This window comes from Amycolatopsis sp. SB7-3, assembly GCF_041021335.1.
GTDB classification, from domain to species: domain Bacteria; phylum Actinomycetota; class Actinomycetes; order Mycobacteriales; family Pseudonocardiaceae; genus Amycolatopsis; species Amycolatopsis japonica.
Genome location: NZ_JBFPJQ010000006.1, coordinates 130834 through 146871 on the forward strand (window position 1 = coordinate 130834; position 16038 = coordinate 146871).

Annotated in this window: 18 protein-coding genes; 5 read left to right on the top strand and 13 right to left on the bottom strand. The window is 70.1% G+C overall.

Annotated elements, in window-relative coordinates; all coding sequences use genetic code 11:
• Window positions 1–52: 52 nt before the first annotated feature.
• The 6 genes from AB8M46_RS33335 to AB8M46_RS33360 all read right to left on the bottom strand — a co-directional run bounded on the left by AB8M46_RS33335 (window position 53) and on the right by AB8M46_RS33360 (window position 4463).
• On the bottom strand, window positions 53–1237 hold the full coding sequence (locus AB8M46_RS33335) for a PP2C family protein-serine/threonine phosphatase (RefSeq protein WP_037342885.1): 1185 nt from the start codon (window positions 1235–1237) through the stop codon (window positions 53–55).
• Window positions 1234–2232, bottom strand: coding sequence for an ATP-binding protein (locus AB8M46_RS33340; RefSeq protein WP_394362786.1), 999 nt, complete (start codon window positions 2230–2232; stop codon window positions 1234–1236). Before AB8M46_RS33340 ends, AB8M46_RS33335 begins: the two co-directional genes overlap by 4 nt.
• Window positions 2229–2660, bottom strand: coding sequence for an anti-sigma regulatory factor (locus tag AB8M46_RS33345; protein ID WP_016335021.1), 432 nt, complete (start codon window positions 2658–2660; stop codon window positions 2229–2231). The genes AB8M46_RS33340 and AB8M46_RS33345 overlap by 4 nt, the downstream gene beginning before the upstream one ends.
• Window positions 2650–3048, bottom strand: coding sequence for an STAS domain-containing protein (locus AB8M46_RS33350; protein WP_037342887.1), 399 nt, complete (start codon window positions 3046–3048; stop codon window positions 2650–2652). The genes AB8M46_RS33345 and AB8M46_RS33350 overlap by 11 nt, the downstream gene beginning before the upstream one ends.
• The gene (locus tag AB8M46_RS33355) at window positions 3045–3908 is read right to left on the bottom strand and encodes an STAS domain-containing protein (RefSeq protein ID WP_037342888.1); all 864 of its coding nucleotides are present in this window, start codon (window positions 3906–3908) and stop codon (window positions 3045–3047) included. Before AB8M46_RS33355 ends, AB8M46_RS33350 begins: the two co-directional genes overlap by 4 nt.
• Before the next feature lie 105 nt (window positions 3909–4013).
• Window positions 4014–4463 carry a MarR family transcriptional regulator gene (locus AB8M46_RS33360; protein ID WP_228708172.1) on the bottom strand — a complete coding sequence of 150 codons (450 nt, stop codon included), beginning with the start codon at window positions 4461–4463 and terminating at the stop codon, window positions 4014–4016.
• A 142-nt stretch (window positions 4464–4605) separates the two neighbouring features.
• Between AB8M46_RS33360 and AB8M46_RS33365 the strand changes: the two genes are divergently transcribed.
• Window positions 4606–5838, top strand: coding sequence for a PP2C family protein-serine/threonine phosphatase (locus AB8M46_RS33365; RefSeq protein ID WP_394362787.1), 1233 nt, complete (start codon window positions 4606–4608; stop codon window positions 5836–5838).
• Window positions 5839–5854: 16 nt separating this feature from the next.
• Here AB8M46_RS33365 and AB8M46_RS33370 read toward each other — a convergent pair whose 3' ends face one another.
• Entirely contained in the window at window positions 5855–7345 is a 1491-nt protein-coding gene (locus AB8M46_RS33370; RefSeq protein ID WP_394362788.1) for a carboxylesterase/lipase family protein, read from the bottom strand.
• A gap of 90 nt (window positions 7346–7435) precedes the next feature.
• On the opposite strand from AB8M46_RS33370, the gene AB8M46_RS33375 reads away from it, so the two are divergent.
• Both AB8M46_RS33375 and AB8M46_RS33380 read left to right on the top strand, forming a co-directional pair.
• The gene (locus AB8M46_RS33375) at window positions 7436–8035 is read left to right on the top strand and encodes a TetR/AcrR family transcriptional regulator (RefSeq protein WP_394362789.1); all 600 of its coding nucleotides are present in this window, start codon (window positions 7436–7438) and stop codon (window positions 8033–8035) included.
• 121 nt (window positions 8036–8156) lie between these two features.
• On the top strand, window positions 8157–8663 hold the full coding sequence (locus AB8M46_RS33380) for an O-acetyl-ADP-ribose deacetylase (protein WP_394362790.1): 507 nt from the start codon (window positions 8157–8159) through the stop codon (window positions 8661–8663).
• Between the two features lie 46 nt (window positions 8664–8709).
• Here AB8M46_RS33380 and AB8M46_RS33385 read toward each other — a convergent pair whose 3' ends face one another.
• The gene (locus AB8M46_RS33385) at window positions 8710–9336 is read right to left on the bottom strand and encodes a winged helix-turn-helix transcriptional regulator (protein WP_394362791.1); all 627 of its coding nucleotides are present in this window, start codon (window positions 9334–9336) and stop codon (window positions 8710–8712) included.
• 67 nt (window positions 9337–9403) lie between these two features.
• Here AB8M46_RS33385 and AB8M46_RS33390 point away from each other — a divergent pair, with 67 nt between their 5' ends.
• Window positions 9404–10285, top strand: a complete 882-nt coding sequence (locus AB8M46_RS33390; protein WP_394362792.1) for an alpha/beta fold hydrolase — start codon at window positions 9404–9406, stop codon at window positions 10283–10285.
• On the opposite strand, the gene AB8M46_RS33395 is transcribed toward AB8M46_RS33390, so the two are convergent.
• The 5 genes from AB8M46_RS33395 to AB8M46_RS33415 form a co-directional block, all read right to left on the bottom strand.
• Entirely contained in the window at window positions 10282–10650 is a 369-nt protein-coding gene (locus AB8M46_RS33395; protein ID WP_378425611.1) for a VOC family protein, read from the bottom strand. The genes AB8M46_RS33390 and AB8M46_RS33395 overlap by 4 nt on opposite strands.
• Window positions 10651–10734: 84 nt before the next feature.
• Window positions 10735–11550, bottom strand: a complete 816-nt coding sequence (locus AB8M46_RS33400) for a serine hydrolase (protein WP_394362793.1) — start codon at window positions 11548–11550, stop codon at window positions 10735–10737.
• Between the two features lie 84 nt (window positions 11551–11634).
• Window positions 11635–13131 (bottom strand): bifunctional 3-(3-hydroxy-phenyl)propionate/3-hydroxycinnamic acid hydroxylase, encoded by a 1497-nt coding sequence (locus AB8M46_RS33405; RefSeq protein ID WP_394362794.1) that lies wholly within the window; start codon window positions 13129–13131, stop codon window positions 11635–11637.
• Window positions 13132–13144: 13 nt separating this feature from the next.
• Entirely contained in the window at window positions 13145–14113 is a 969-nt protein-coding gene (locus tag AB8M46_RS33410) for a VOC family protein (protein WP_394362795.1), read from the bottom strand.
• On the bottom strand, window positions 14110–14982 hold the full coding sequence (locus AB8M46_RS33415) for an alpha/beta fold hydrolase (protein ID WP_394362796.1): 873 nt from the start codon (window positions 14980–14982) through the stop codon (window positions 14110–14112). The genes AB8M46_RS33410 and AB8M46_RS33415 overlap by 4 nt, the downstream gene beginning before the upstream one ends.
• 84 nt (window positions 14983–15066) lie before the next feature.
• Here AB8M46_RS33415 and AB8M46_RS33420 point away from each other — a divergent pair, with 84 nt between their 5' ends.
• A complete protein-coding gene (locus AB8M46_RS33420) occupies window positions 15067–16038 on the top strand; it encodes an amidohydrolase family protein (RefSeq protein ID WP_037342899.1) in 972 nt (323 codons plus the stop codon).

Sequence of the window (16038 nt, forward strand, 5' to 3'; positions counted from 1 at the left end):
GCAAACGCCAAGGGGTGCTGCGTCACTGTCACCCGCAGGCTCGGCTCAGGAGCTACGGGGCCGGTTTGCGTCTGATCGCGATGACGACGGTGTCGTCGGCGTGCAGGACGATGTCGTGCATCTCGGCGGCGAGGGTGTGCGGGATGGTCGCCGTGGATTCCCCGGCGTGGCGGCGTGCCGCGGCCAGCAGCCGGCCTTCGCCTTCCTGATGGTTTTTGCGGCTTTCGGTCAAGCCGTCGGTGTACAGGAGGAGCAGATCGCCCGCGGCGAGAGTGCGGCCGACCAGGCTTCCGTTGCCAGGGTCGGGAAATCCGATACCTCGCCCGACGATGGAGGGCACCAGGAGTTCGGTGTCGCCCGCGGCGGTGACGAGGACCGGGCGCGGATGGCTGCCGTTGGCGACGGTGACGTCGCCGGTCACCGGGTCGAGCCGGGCGAGCAGCACGGTCGCCATCAGGCCGGGCTCGATGGTCGCCAGCGTGCCGGCGGCGCGGGCGATCAGATCGTGGAGGGGATGGCCTTCCAGCGCCAGCGTGCGGATGGCGTGGGTGACGGTCAGCGCGTGCCGGGTCGAGGTGACGCCGTGGCCGACGGCGTCGACGAGGGTGATGTGCACGGTCCCGTCGGGCAGCACGAACCAGTCGTAGAGATCGCCGCCGGTCGGGGAGTCCGCTTCGCTGGGCGCGTAGTGCACGGCCAGGTCGAAAGCGTCCACAGGTGGTGGCGGCGGGCGCAGCGCGTCTTCCAGTTCGCGGAAGATCACCGCGTGGGCCTGCCGGAGTCGTTCGTCCCGTTCCTCGAGTTCGACGTACATGGCGAGCACGCCGCTGTTGGTTTCGGCGAGTTCGTGTTTGAGTTCGCGCTGCTCCTGGGCGAGGGTGTCGGCGCGGGCGATGAGCGCGAGCATTTCCTCGCGGGTGGCCAGTTCGTCGTCGAGCGGAACCGGCGCCGCGCCGTGGACGGCGGGGAGGTGCCAGGTCAGGACCGCGCTGTCGCCGGCGTCGGGCAGCAGCGGCAGGGCGTTGCGGTGGTCCTGGCCGACCAGGCCGGGCAACCGGAGGGTGACCGCCAGCCTGCCGTTGCCCGCGTGGGTCGACAGCTCGGGCGGGTGCCCCGCTCGCTCGGCGAGCAGGGTCACCGCGAGGACCAGTTTGGCGCGGTCGTCGGTGGTGACCCCCGCGGCGGCGCAGGCTTCGCGAAGGCGGTGGCGTAGCCGGGCGATGGGGGAGCGCGTCATGACGTGCCCGTTCCGGAGCCGATCGCGATCAGGGTGGCGTCGTCGTGCGGGTCGCGGTGCCGGTGGGCCAGGTCGGCGGCGAGGAGTGCCGGGACCGGGAGCGGGCCGAGGGGTGCGGCGCCGCGCCAGCCGGTGCCGATTCCGTCGGTGTGCAGGACGAGGACGTGGTGTTCGGGCAGGTCCACGGTCCGGACGTGGGGGTCCGGCAGGGTGAACCCGACGATGCCGGGCATGCTGAGCAGCGGCCTGCTCCGTCCCGGCGTCAGTACCATGCCGCCGATGTTCCCGACGCCGCAGAATTCGAGCAGGCCGCCGGAGATCCGGGCGAGCGCGACGGCCGCGCCGCGGGTCTGCCGCAGCGACCGGTGCATGGCGGTGAGGTGGTCGCGGAGCGGGCGGCCCGGGTTGCGGTGGAAGACGTCGATCGCGGCCACCGCCGCGTCGCCCGCGGCGGGGCCGTGGCCGAGGCCGTCCACGATGGCGATGGTCCGGACTCCGGGCACGCAGGCCAGTGCCAGGCCGTCGCCGCACCGGTCTTCGCCGTCGCGGGCCAGTCGGACGTGCGCGACGGCCGCGGCCTTGGCGCCGGTGACCAGCGTTCGTGCCGCCGCGGTGGTGCCCGAGGCCGTCGCCGACCGGATCCGGAACTCGGTGGCCAGCCTGCCGACGGCGCCGAGGCCCGTGCCGAGCGTCGCGGTCGTGCTGTGGCCGTCGATGCGCCAGTAGTCCAGGTCGGCCATGCCCGGTCCGGAGTCCGCGGCGTAGATGTCCACGCCGTCCCCGGCGAGGGAGCGGTGGATGAAGACCGTGCCGTCGGTGGCGTGTTTGTCGATGTTGCCCGCCAGTTCGGACGCGATGACGGCCGCGCGCTCGGCCAGCACCTCGGGCAATCCCGTTTCCGCGGCGACCTCCCTGGCGGCGCGCGCCGCCGTGTAGACCGCGCTGATGTGGTCGATCCGGATCTGGCGGGTGAGGTCCGCGACGGTGATGGTCATGGCTTCCAGCGCACGATCGTGACCGTGGTGCCGCGGCCGGGAGCGGTGTCGATGGTGAACTCGTCCACGAGGCGCCGGGTGCCGCCGAGACCGTGCCCGAGCCCGGCGCCGGTGCTGAACCCGTCGGCCATGGCCTGCTCGACGTCGGCGATGCCGGGGCCCTCGTCGCGCACGGTCAGCTTCAGGCCCACCCGGCCCTCTCGTACGACGGTGATCGTCATCGAGCCCCCGCCGCCGTGGATGTAGGCGTTGCGGACCAGTTCGCTGGCCGCGGTGACGATTTTCGTCTGGTCGACGATGGAGAAGCCCACGGCGACCGCGCAGGCCCGCACGGCGTGGCGGGCGGTGAGGAGGTCTTCCTCGGCGCGGACGGCGTGTTCGCGCGCGGGGATGTCGCGCCCGGAACCGGTGAGTTCGTCAGGAAGCATGAGGCGCCTCTTCGGCGGCCTCGGCGGGGCGGCGCCACCCCAGCAGTTCCATGGCCTGTTCCGCGTTGAGCGCGGTCTGGACGCCGGTGAGCCGCAGGCCGAGTTCGGACAGGGTGATCGCGACCGCGGGGCGCATGCCGGCGACGATCATCCGTGCCCCGAGCAGCCGTCCGGTGGCGGCCAGCTGCATCAGCACCCGGGCGACGAAGGAATCGATGATCTCCAGCCGGGAGATGTCGAGGATGACCCCGCGGATCCCCTCGTCGGAGATGCGGGTGGTGAGTTCGTCGGTGAACCGCAGCGCGGTGGTGTCGTCCAGGTCGGCCAGCAGCCCGCTGATCAGGATGTCGCCGAGCCGCAGGATCGGCAGGCCCGCGTCCGCCGTCATCCCGTCACCGCGGCGGTGCGGTCGCCGAGCAGCTCCAGCGCGGCGGCGAGGGCGTCGGCCAGCGAGCCGCGGGTCACGATGTGGGAGAGATCGATGCCGAGCTGCGTGACGGTCTGCGCGATCGACGGACGGACCCCGCTGATCAGGCATTCGGCGCCCATGAGCCGCACCGCGCTGACCGTCTGCAGCAGATGCTGGGCCACTGCGGTGTCCACTGTGGACACTCCGGTGATGTCGATGATCGCCACACGGGCTTCGTGGGTCTGGATCGCCTCCAGCAGGCTGTTCATCACGACCTGGGTGCGAGCGCTGTCGAGCGTACCGATCAGGGGGACGGCCAGCACCTGTCGCCACAGCCGCACCACCGGCGTGGACAGCTCCAGCATCTGCTGGTGCTGGCGGCGGATGATCTCCTCGCGCCCTTCGACGTACACCGAGAAGGTGAGCAGGCTCGCGGCGTCCAGGAGCTGGTTGACCAGCAGTGACGCCTCATAGCGCAGCGCCGGGTCCTCGCTCCGGCGTTCGACCGCGGCCGTGGTCGTGTGTTTCAGCGCGAGGATCGCCGTGGCCGTGAGGGCCGGCGCGGTACCCGCACGGGCGCGTCGTTCGGAAAGCCCGCGCAGGGCGGAGCGGACCGCCTGGTCGCGCTCGACGATCTGGCTCAGCGGCATCCCGATGGCGAGCGCTTCACGGAGCGCACCCAGTAGTTCGGTCGCCTCGCGCCGCAGCGCGGTCTCGTCGAGCCGGGCCGACGAGTCCGCCAGCTGCCATCGAACCCACTCGTCGACCAGCTCGCCTTGGTCTTCACCGAAGATCCGCGAAAGCAGGTCCCGGACGGCGGAGTCGTCCGTCCTCAGCACTGAGGCCTCCCAGGGGCTCCAGGCCGCTGCCCGATATCCACAGCAACCGTTGTCATATGACAATAGTTAGCCTACTGGAGAGAACCGGTCACGCCATACCCGGACCTAGTCGCCCGCCGCGGCCTCACGGAATTCCCGGAGGCCCGTGGCGAGCGCCGCCCTGGTCTCGGGGGTGAGTTTCGCCAGCACGGCCTGCAGGCTTTCCCGCCGCCGGGCCCGCAGATCCCGCAGATACGCGCGGCCACGGTCGCTGAGCCGCAGCGTGATTTCGCGGCGGCTGGCCGAACTGGGGAGCCGTTCGAGGAACCCGACGGCCTCCAGCCGGTCGCACAGGCGACTCACCAGCGGCGGGGTGGAGCCGAGGACGTCGGCGAGGGCGCGCAGGTTCAGGCCGTCGTGGTGATCGAGCGCCACGACCGCGCGTACCTGGGACGTCGACAGCGGACGCGGTGACGCCTCGCGAGCCCGCTCGAACATGATCTCGAGCAGCTCGGCCGTCTCGGTCACGGCCGCCGCCACCGTCTCGGTGCCGGGCGGCTCGGAGGACCGATTCACAGACCCACTCTCGCATCCTTATGCTGAACTGTCAGCTCAGCTCACCGCGGCACGTCCTGCGACCGGTCCGACGGAGCGGTGCGGACTCATTCCCGTGTACTCGATCCGAGGGCCGGGTTTCGGGCGAGCGGAAGGCAACCCGGTGGACAGATCCTTGGCAGTCGAGCGTGTTCTGCGTGGCGTTCAGCCGCACGCGCTGCTCGACGGGCTGCGCGCGGCGTTGAGCGAACACTTCGGCGCGGGCGACGTCGAACTGCTGATGGCCGACTACAGTCTCACCGAACTGCGGCGAGTGACCGTCCTGCCGTACACGACCGAGCCCATGCCGGTGGTCGGCACCACGGCGGGCGAGGCCTTCACCAGCCAGTCGGCGACGTTCGAACGCGGCGAAGACGGTATCCGCGCCAACCTCCCGGTCACCGTGCGCGGCGATCGGCTGGGCGTCCTGGCCGTCACGCTGCCCGAAGAGCCGGAACCGCCGGTGTGGGCCGAACTCGGCCGGTTCGCCGAGGCGCTCGGGCACGAGGTCTTCGTCGCCGACCGTGACACCGATCTGTACGTGCAGGCCCGCCGCTCGTCCCGGCTGACGCTCGCCGCGGAGATGCAGTGGCAGCTGCTCCCCGGTCGCGCGTGCAGCCGGCCCGAATTCGCGCTCGGCGGCCAGCTGGAACCCGCCTACGCCATCTACGGCGACTGCTTCGACTGGTCGGCCTCCGCCCGCACCTTGGCGGTCACACTGGTCAACGGCATGGGCGAAGGAAGCAGCGCCGCCCTGCTGACCAACCTCGCCGTCAACGCGCTGCGCAACGCCCGCCGCGCCGGGATTCCCCTGGAAGCACAGGCGGAACTCGCCGACCAAGCCATCTACGCGCAGCACCGCGGTCAGGAACACGTCGCCACGCTCCTGCTGGAATTCGACCTCGCGACCGGGGGGATCACCGCCGTCGACGCGGGCTCGCCGCGCCTCTGGCGGCTACGCGACGGCAAAGCCGAACGCGTCCACTTCGACGAACAGCTTCCCCTCGGCACCTTCGAAGACACCCAGTACACCGCCGAAACCCTGCAGGCCCTGCCAGGCGACCGGTTCGTCTTCGTCAGCGACGGCGTGTACAACGCGGCCGGACCCCACGGCGAGCTTTACGGCGACAGCGAACTGACCCAGGCCATCCTCACGACCGCGGACCTGCCCGCGGCGCACGTTCCGAGCGCCGTTCTCGCCGAACTGCACGACCGGCGTCACGGTGGGCTGGCCGCCGACGACGCCATGGTCGTCTGCCTCGACTGGTTCGGCTCGAACCCCAGCGCCGACCGGGAATCCGACATCGCCTCCGCGACCATCGAGGACACATCGGTCCGAGTGGCGGCGTCGCGGTAGGAACCGGCCCGGACGATCACGAGAGATCGAAGGGGGCGGGGGAGTGGCCTTCCCAGATCCGGCGGGATGCCTGTTCGGGGTAGGGGAGGGTCTTCGACTCGGTGTCCAGGACGCGGGTGAGGTGCTCGCCGGGCCGGTGGGCGGGCCAGCCCGCGTCGCCGGTGGTGACGAAGCGGACCCATGTCTGCTGGAGTTCGCGGGAGAGCGCGACGGCGTCGGGAGTGGGTTCCTCGCCGATGAGCTGGGTGCCGACGGGGCTGTTCAGCGTGCCGAACGCCAGGGGGACGTCGAGGCTGTGGCAGGCGCCGAGGATGCCGCCGAGGGCGGGGGCGACCCAGCACAGTTCGAACAGGTAGGAGGTGCCGCCGGCTTCGGTGTTCGCCTCGGCCAGCTGCTGCGACGGCATGCGGAAGAGGGCGTCGGAGTACAGCGTCTCCACCAGTTCCTCCGGGCTCGCTCGCGGGAACGCGGCGCGGTAGGCCCGCGCGCCGTCCGGCCGCGGGGCGTGCAGTCGCAGGGCGGAGTGGGCGTCCTCCTCGGTGAAGGTGCCGTGCCGTCCGCTGATGACGCTGAAGTACCGGAACTCGTCCCGGGTGTGGCCGACGAGCAGTTCGGTCCCGCTGGCGCGCCCGCCGGTCAGCGCGGGCCACGGCGTTTCCGGGAGGACCTCGCCGTCGACGACGGGGCACAGCGCGGTGCCGGTCTCCGTGAGGCGTCCCCAGCTCTCCCGGTGCGCGTGGAGGCCGGCGTTGAAGGAGGTGAGCTCGGCGGCCAGGCGCCATGGGTCGATGTCGCGCAGGGCCTCGGCGGTGGGGGCCGTCGCGCCGACCCGGTCCGCGAACGCGGCGGTGACTCGCCGTGCCAGCGTGGGCGTGTTGTGCAGCCCCGGGACCGAATGGGCGATGGCCCGCCGGAACAGGCCGCGTGCGGATTTCATCGTCAGCAGGGCGGCGACCGAGCCCGCCCCGGCGGACACCCCGCCCACGGTGACCCGGCCGGGGTCGCCTCCGAAGGCGGCGATGTTGCGCTGCACCCATTCCAGCGCCGCGATCTGGTCGAGGAAGCCGCGGTTGGGCGGCGCGTCGTCGAGGAAGGCGAATCCCTCCACGCCCACGCGGCAGTTGATGGTCACCACGACGACTCCGGCCTCGGCCAGCGCCGCCGGGTCGTACATCGGGTCGCTCGACGCCGCCGAGAGGTAGCCGCCCACGGGGATCCACACCAGCACCGGCAGTCCCGCCGCGCCGGGATCCGGCGTGCCGACGTTGAGCGTCAGCCAGTCGCCGCCCTGCGGGGGCACGTCGATCGGCAGGGACAACGGCACCACGGGGCCGAACTCGACCGCCTGCCTCGTCCCTTCCCAGCGGTGCGGCGGCGCGGGCGCGGCGAAGCGGAGCTGTCCGACCGGGGGCTGGGCGTAGGGGATGCCGCGGAACACCGCGTGCCCCTGCCGCCGGAGCCCCTGCACCACGCCTTCCGTGGTCCGCACCTTCGGCTGTTCGGACATGACGATTCCTTCCCCTCGAGCGAACCCAGGATTATGGGTCAGGTGTATTATGTCAACTGTATTGGAACGGCATGAGGGGAAGGCCGGGCGATGCCGAAACAGGTGGATCACCGCGGACGCCGCGAAGCGATCGCCCGTGCACTGTGGCGGGTGGTGGAGCAGCGCGGCGTCACACAGCTGACGATGCGCGTGGTGGCGCAGGAGGCGGGTATGTCACTCGGGCAGCTGCAGCACTACTTCGCCGCCCGGACCGACATGCTCTCCTTCGCCATGGATTTCGCGTCCGAGCAGACCTCGATGCGCGTACGCCAGGGGATCGAGAAGCTCGGTGACCGTCCGCACCCCCGTGACGTGCTGCGACTGACGCTCGCGGAAATGCTCCCCCTGCACGCCGACGCCCGCGCGACCAGCCGGATGAGCACCGCCTACGTCCTGGAGGCCTTGCACGACGAGGCCGTGCACGAGCAGGCGCGCCGCGGCCTCGTCCAAGGGCGGGCCCTCGTCGAGCAGTTGGTCCGCCAGGCGATCGCCGACGGGCACATCGACTCCGGCCGCGACCCGGCGACCGAGACCAACCTGCTCCTCGCCCTCACCGGCTTCGCCTCCCTGCTCGAACTCGACGTGATCAAGCCCCAGGACGCACTTGCCGCGATCGACGTGCATCTGGACCGGCTGTTCAGGAGTACGTGACCGCTGCTGTGCCGCGGGTGTTCGATCGACGCTGAAGGCAGCCGGTTCGGTTCGCGACAAGCGGACAATGACCTGCTCGGTTCGACTCATGTGCGCACCGGGCCGATGGCACCATCCGGCTATGGTCGACATTCAGTTAGTGCGTGGTGATATCACCGAAGAGAATGTGGACGCCGTGGTGACCGCCGCCAACGAGTCGTTGCTCGGCGGCGGCGGAGTCGATGGGGCCATCCATCGCGCGGCAGGACCTCGGCTGGCCGAGGCGGGTGTTGCCATCGGGCCGTGCCTGCCCGGTGACGCGATGGCAACCCCGGCCTTCGATCTCGGCCCGCCCATTCGCCATGTCATCCACACGGTGGGGCCGGTCTGGGAAGGTGGTGACCAAGGCGAGGCGGAGATCCTCGCCTCGTGCTACCGCCGAAGCGTTCAAGTCGCGGATGAGCTGGGTGCACGCAGCATGGCCTTCCCCGCCATCGCCACCGGTGTCTACGGATATCCCGCCGGCCAGGCGGCGCACATCGCGATCGCCACCCTCAGGTCCACGCCGACTCGCGTCAGGCAGATCCGGCTGGTCGCGTTCGACCAAGACGCCTATGAGCACCTCGCTGCCGTATTGCGAGAACAATAGGCCGCCATCCTTTGCGCTGCATTTCCTCCTCTTGACTCCGACCCCGTCAGGCGGCGAAGACCGCCCGGACGACGGACTCGTCACCATCGATCTCGACCAGGCCGAGCGCGCGGGCGTCTTCGAGGGTGAGGGCGCCGGCGGCGAGTCCGAGGACGCAGGCGGGGTCGGCGCGAACGGCGGCGTCGAGTTCGCGGCCGTCGTGCGGGTCGACCTGGAAGCCGGAGCGCGTCGCGCGGAGCTGGTAGGGCGGGCCACCGATTTCGAGGCCGATCGTCACCGCGGAGCGGACCTTCACCCGGGCGACGAGCAAGGCGGGAAGGGCGAGCGCGAGCCACTCCGGGCGGAACGAGTCGTCTCCGGGGCCGCGGGTCATCAACGGGGCGGACCAGCGGATCAGGCTCTCGATCGGCTCGCGAAGTTCGGCGCCCCACGGCGTGAGGGCGTACTCGACCACGCTGCCCGAACCGGCCAGCCGCCGCTCGACCACGCCCGAGGACTCCAGGTCACGGAGCCGGTCGGCGAGGAGGTTGGTCGCGATACCGGGCAGTCCGTCGAGCAGCTCCCGGTACCGGGCGGGGCCGATGAGGAGCTGGCGGACGATGAGCAGATTCCACCGATCGCCCACGACTTCGAGGGAACGGGCGAGCCCGCAGTACTGGCCGTAGCTCCGCATCGAGTTCCCTCTGCTTGTTTTTCTCAAGTGCGCGTGACAAGCTCAAGTCTACCGGAGAGGGGTCGCCATGTCGGATGTCACCGCGAACGTGAGGCCCGCCTGGGTCGACGACGACCTGTTCCCGTTCGAGAGCCGGTTCGTCGACATCGACGGGAACGCCGTCCATTACCTCGACGAGGGATCCGGCCCCACACTTCTGCTCCTGCACGGCAACCCGACTTGGTCGTTCCTGTGGCGCGACGTGATCCGCGCCCTGCGCGAAGACTTCCGGTGCGTCGCCCTCGACTACCCGGGCTTCGGCTTGTCGACACCGAAGCCCGGATACCGTTACTGGCCCGAGGAGCACGCCGACGTGGTCACCGCGTTCGTCGACGCGCTCGGCATCGAGGACGTCACTCTGGTCGGGCAGGACTGGGGCGGCCTGATCGGCCTGGCCACCGTGCAGCGGCGGCCTGACGTCTTCACCCGGCTGGTGCTCGCCAACACCTGGGCCTGGCCGGTCAACGGCGTCTTCCACTTCGAGTACTTTTCTCGGATCTTCGGCGGCCCTCCTGGCCGTTTTCTGGCCAGGCGACTGAACTTCGTCGTCAACATGTTCGTCCCGTTAGGACATCGACGACGCAAGCCGACCGCCCTCGAGATGGCGCATTACCGGCGGCCCATGGACATTCCGGAGCGGCGCCGGGCCTCCGCCATGTTCCCGCATCGGGTCCTCGCCAGCCGCGACTTCTTCGCCGAGATCGAGGCCGGGCTCGCGGACATCGCCCACTTCCCGACGCTGATCGTGTGGGGCGACAAGGACATCGCATTCCGTCCCCGGGAACGTGAACGCCTGGAAGCCACCTTCACCGACCATGTGACCGTGATCGTCGAAGGTGCCGGCACCTACGTGGAATCCGACGCACCCGAGGAATTCGTGGCCGCGTTCCGCGACTGGGCGGCGTCTTAGACGCGGTCGTGGAGGGTGATCCGGTAGCCGTCGGGGTCGGCGAAGGTGAACGTCCGGCCGAAGGGGCCGTCGATCGGCGCGGAGACGATGGTGCGCCCGCCGGCGACGAGCGCGTCGTGAATGGCCTGGACATCCGTGGCGTGGAGCCAGATCGCGGCACCGATGCCGGGCTGCGGGACGGATTCGAGATCGGTGCCGGGAATGACCTCGCGGAGCGCGAAAGCGATCGGCTTCGTCTCGAAGACGACGGCGTGCGGCGGTCCGGCCGGTGAGCGGACGAGGCCGAGGTACTGCTCGTAGAACGCCTGCGAAGCGTCGAGATCACGCGCTTGCAGCGAGATGAAATCCGGGCCGGTGGCGGGCATGGTCGTGCTCCTTTTCGTCGTGTCAGCATCCTGACATAGCCGAGGGTATGTCAGGATGCTGACACGAGTCAAGGTGGGCGCCGGTCAGTCCTTGAAGTAGCCCTTGAACAGGATCTCGCTGATCTTGGTGGTGGTCTCCTGCCCGGTTTCGTAGCCGTTCTGGATGACCTTGGTGTTGTTCATCAACGCGAGGGTGTACCGCTCGTGCGGCCCGACGAAGCCGACCGAGTTCATGATCCAGGAGCCGTCGTCGTTGTCGTCGGACCAGCCGTCCTTGTTGCCCGGACGGGCGGCGGGGCCGGCGCCCCAGACGCCCCACTGCTGGTTGACGTCGACGGTGCGCATCTCGTGGACGATGTAGTCGCGGTGATGGCGGGGCAGCTTCGTCAGGACGTGGTTGATCAGCCGGTCCAGGTCGTTCGCGGTGGTGAGGATCCAGCCCCAGTGATGCGGGTGCTGGTCGGTGAACCGCATGTCGGTCATCCCGTAGGACGGGAAGCGCCGCGCGAATTCGGCCTCGCCGCCGTAGCGAGTCCACAGGGTGTGAGCGGCGGCATCGTCACTGGAGTTGAGCATCCGGTGCATCAGGTCGCGGTCTTCCGCGGTCAGCTGGACGGCACCGGAATCGTTGCGCAGCAACAGGTCGACGACCATCGCCAGCTTCGGCGTGGAGCAGGCCCAAATGAGGGTCCCGGCGTCCGCGCTGCGGTAGACGGCGCCGGTCCACCGGTCCCGCAGGACGATCCCGGTGTCACCGGGCCTGCTGTCGGCGTAGGCCTGGGCGCGGACGATGCGGGCTTGGAGTTCCCGGTCGAAGCGGGTCGTCGCGCCCGCGGGCGTGGCAGGTGTCAAGGCCAGCACCACCAGCATCGCGGTCAGGACGGCGGAAAGTCTCTTCATGCGTTCCCCAGGTTTTCGGTAGCGGTTCTTCCTGAGGGACAAGACGTTCGCGGGCGGCCGAGGTTGCCACGGCCGGGCGTACGGTCATTTTCCGGCCGATGCCGTGTGGACGAAGCCGTCCGGCCGTAGCGCGACCGCGCCGGACCGGTGCCGCCGCAGCCACGCCAGGAGGGTTCCGTCGATGTCGACCACGCCGCCGTCGGCCGGGCGCGTGCCGGGCGGGAGGACGGTGAGCCGGACGGCGTCCCGCTCGCAGTCGAGAGCCACCTCGCCGGTCGCCAGCACCGCCCACCGTCCGCCGAGGACGTCGTCGAGACGACGGCGGGTGCCGCCGGAATCGAGGACCCACGGTTGCGGGATCTTGCGTCCGACCGCGGGAGTGGTGCGGGCGCCGAAAAATCCGTCGCGGTACCGGGCTTCCGGCACCCACGAGTGCTTGACCAGCGTCCGGCGCACGAACCGGCGGCGGGCGAGGGGGCGGAGCACCGCGTTGCGCAGCCGGGTGGCGGCGGGGCGGCGCTGGGTGATGAGGCCGCCGACCAGGACGGCCCGGCGGGTCACTTCGCGAACGTGCGGTTTGCGTTCCGCCTCATAGGATTCCAGTACCGATTCGGGGAGGTCCCCGCGGACGACGGCGGCCAGTTTCCAGCACAGGTTGGCGACGTCGCGTACGCCCGCGGCCATGCCCTGGCCGATCCACGGTGGCATGGCGTGCGCCGCGTCCCCGGCCAGGAACACCCGGCCGGCACGCCAGCGCGCGGCGATGCGCACGTGATGGCTGTAGACCACCGCTCGGAGGACCGTGACGTGCTCTGAGGTGATTCCCTGTCGTGCCAACAGTTCCCCGACAGCTGAGTCGGTGACCAGCTCGCGTTCGTCCTCGCCGTCGAGCACCGGGAACTCCCAGCGGTGATGCCCGAGCGGCGTCGGGCAGTCCACGGCGGGGCGACGAGGATCGCAGTGGAAGCGCAACCGCCCGATACCCGGCCATTCCTTCTTGACCGCGGTGTCGATGACGACCCAGCGGGTTTCGTAGGTGCGGCCGTCGAAGCCGATGCCGAGCTGACCGCGGGTGGCGCTGGAGCCGCCGTCGGCGGCGATCACCCAGGAGGCGCGGACCCGGTCGAGCCGGTCGCCGTCGGTGAGCAGCAGTTCCACACCGCCGGAATCCTGCCGGACGCGCAGGCTTTCGTGTCCCAGCAGCAGTTCCACGTTCGGGAAGCGGGCGACACCGGAACGGAGAACGGCTTCCAACGCGGGCTGGTACAGGAATTGCTGCGGCGGATGGCCGTGCCCCGCGGATTCGAAGGCCGCGCTCAGGAACGGGACGCCGTGGTCGTCGACGAAATCGATCGGCAGCCCGGCGAGCATGTCGCGGGTGAGTTCGTCGGCCAGGCCGGTCTGCTGCCAGATCCGCACGACCTCCTCGTCGGTGGAGATGGCCCGCGCCCGGCCGTAGACCTCGGGCTCGCGTTCGATCACCACCACCGAGAGCCCCTGCGCGCCGAGCAGGTTGGCGGCGGTGACCCCGCTGGGGCCGTAGCCGATGACGGCCACGTCGTAATGCGCAATGCCGGACACGGTGTCGTGCCTCCTAGCCTTCGCGAAGTGACCGCACCGCGGCCTGGAATCGGGACATGAGGGTGGCGACGCGCACGCCGGCGGGGGTGTGGCCCCAGAGCGAAATGCCGTCGTAGGTCGTCGGTTCCCAGGTGCGTTCGAGTTCCGGGGTGACGACGACGGGGTTCCAGCCGACCTCCAGCTCGAAACCCGATGGCGTGACGCAGTAGTAGGACAGTTCCCGGTCGTTGGTGTGCTGCCCGATCGACCACGCCATGGCGAAGCCGAGTTCGGTGACCCGGTGGAAGCTCGCGAGCAGGTCGTCCAGGGTGGCGATCTCGATGTTCACGTGCTGCACCGAGGTGCGGATGGGGTCGATCGCGAGGCCCGCGACGCTGGCGACCGCGATCGAATGATGGCGTCGCCCGCTGCGCAGGAACCGGATGTTCAGCCTGGCCGGGCCGATCCGCTCGACGATCCGGTCGGACAACCGCAGATCGAGCAGGTCGTCCCAGTACGCGTGCAGCCGCTCGGGCCGGGTGGTGGTGATCGCGAGATGGCCCATGCCGCTCCGCCCGGTCACGAAGGCGGCGTTGAGCATCCGCGGCGACGTCGTGCTCGTGCGGGCGCGGGTGAAGATCTCGGTGGCGATGCCTTTGGGGCCGGGGAAGCGCCAGAGCCGTTCGACGCCGCGGAGTGCGGCTTCCTCCGCAGTCCCTTCCGTGACCGGCAGGCCGGCCGCCGTGGCCCGGCCGAGGATCACCTCGAAGCTCGTGTGGTCGTCGACCTCCCAGCCCGCGGCGGTGACGTCCTCGGCGGGACCGCGCTGGATCAGGAAACGGCATTCGCGGTCGTCGAGCCGGAACCGGAGCGTGTCGCGGGTCAGCGCGTCGACGTGCAGGCCGATCGCGTCGGCGCCGAACCGGTTCCACTCGGTCAGCCGCCGGGATTCGACGACGACGTAACCCAGCCGCGCGGCGCCGAAGATGTCGGGGCGGGTCATGCCGCGCTCACCCAGTCGAGCAGCAGCCGGTTGAACCGGTCCGCCTGCTCGTACTGGACCCAATGACCGGTCTGGGCGAACAGATGCAGATCGCAGCGGGGCATGGTGCGTGCCAGCCACGGCCCACCGGAGGGCCGATTCACCTTGTCGAGGGTTCCCCAGACGGCCAGCGTCGGGATCGCGCAGCGTTCGAGCCGGCCCCTCTGGCGGGTGAAGTCCATCCGCCAGAGGGTGCGTAGGGCGTCGCGGCCGGACGGCCGCCGCAACGGCGGGGCGGCGATCACGGCGGGGTCGATGCTCGCCTGGTAGCGGGATTCGATCAGCTCGTCCGGCACCGATGAGGCGTCGTGCACCAGGTAGTCACGGACGAACGTCGTCAGCTTCGCCCGGCTCGGGCCGTTCCCGGCGTAGTAGTCCAGGAGCGCGTTGAGGCCTTTCGTGGGCGGCTTCCGGGTCGTGCCGATACCGCCGGGTCCCATCAGCACCAGCGACGAGACCCGGTCCGGCCGGTCCAGCGCGAGCCGCAACGCGGCCGCGCCCCCGTAGGAATTGCCGACCACGTGCGCCTTCTCGACATCGAGCGCGTCCAGCAGTTCGCGAACGAAGATCGCGAGATCACCGAACGGATCGGTCTGATCTAGGTCCTTTGTGGACTGTCCGTAGCCGGGCATGTCCGGTACGAGGACCCGATGTCCCGCCGCCACCAGCGCGTCGACGTTGCGCGCGTAGTTCGACAGACCGGTGGCCCCGGGCCCGCCTCCGTGCAGGAGGAGAAGCGGGGGACGCCGTGCCTCGCGGCCGCCCCGGGGCGACACGTCGGCGAGGAAGACGTCGCGGGCGCCGGCACGGACCGTGCGGGTCGAGGTCATACGTGACTCCTGTAGTGATCGATACAATTGGAGCGATCGTTACGGTAAGCTTGAGGCGACGAGACGTCAAGGAAGAGGAAACCGATGAGCCGTGCCCGCCGAATCGACACCCACCAGCACCTGGTCCCGCCGCGCTACGCGGCCTGGATGCACGAGAAAGGCATTCGCCCCGGCGGGGTGGACCTGCCCGCGTGGTCGGAAGGGGCCGCGCTGAAGTTCATGGACGGCAACGACATCCAGACCGGCGTGCTGTCACTGTCGACGCCGGGAGTCTATTTCGGGGACGTCGCCGAGGCGCGCCGCTGGGCGCGGGAGATCAACGAATTCAGCGCCGAGGTCGTGGCACGAGAGCCAGACCGGTTCGGGTTCTTCGCCACCCTGACCCTTCCCGACGTCGAGGGGGCCGTCGCCGAGGCCGAGTACGCGCTCGACGTGCTGCACGCGGACGGAATCGTGCTGCTGGCCAACAACGACGGCCGCTACCTCGGCGACCCCGGCTTCGAGCCGCTGTTGCGGTTCCTGCACGAACGCGGCGCCGTCGTCTTCGTCCATCCCGGCGAGCTGCCCGCCCCGGAGGTCCCCGGCATCCCGACGTTCACCGCCGATTTCCTGCTGGACACCACCCGCACGGCGATCAGCCTGATCCTGTCGGGCTCGATGAAGAAGTACCCCGGTATCAAGTTCATCCTCGCCCACGCCGGCGGGTTCGTGCCCTACATCGCCTACCGGATCCTGCTCGCCATGCTGAACGAGAAGAACAAGGCGCAGCAGGCCTGGACGCTGCTCGACCAGAAACACCAGGTACCCAAACAACTTTCGGTGCTGAAGCGGTTCTACTACGACGTCGCCCTGTCGGCGAGCCCGGCCGCGCTGCCCAGCCTGCTCGAAGTCGCGTCACCCGACCACATCACCTACGGCAGCGACTTCCCGTTCGCGCCGCCCGTCGCGATCGGGTTCCTGAACAAGCAGTTCGAGAAGTACCCGCTCGACCCCGGCCTGCGCGCCGCGATCGATCGCGGGAACTCCGAAGCGCTGTTCCCGCGCTTGAAAGGATGA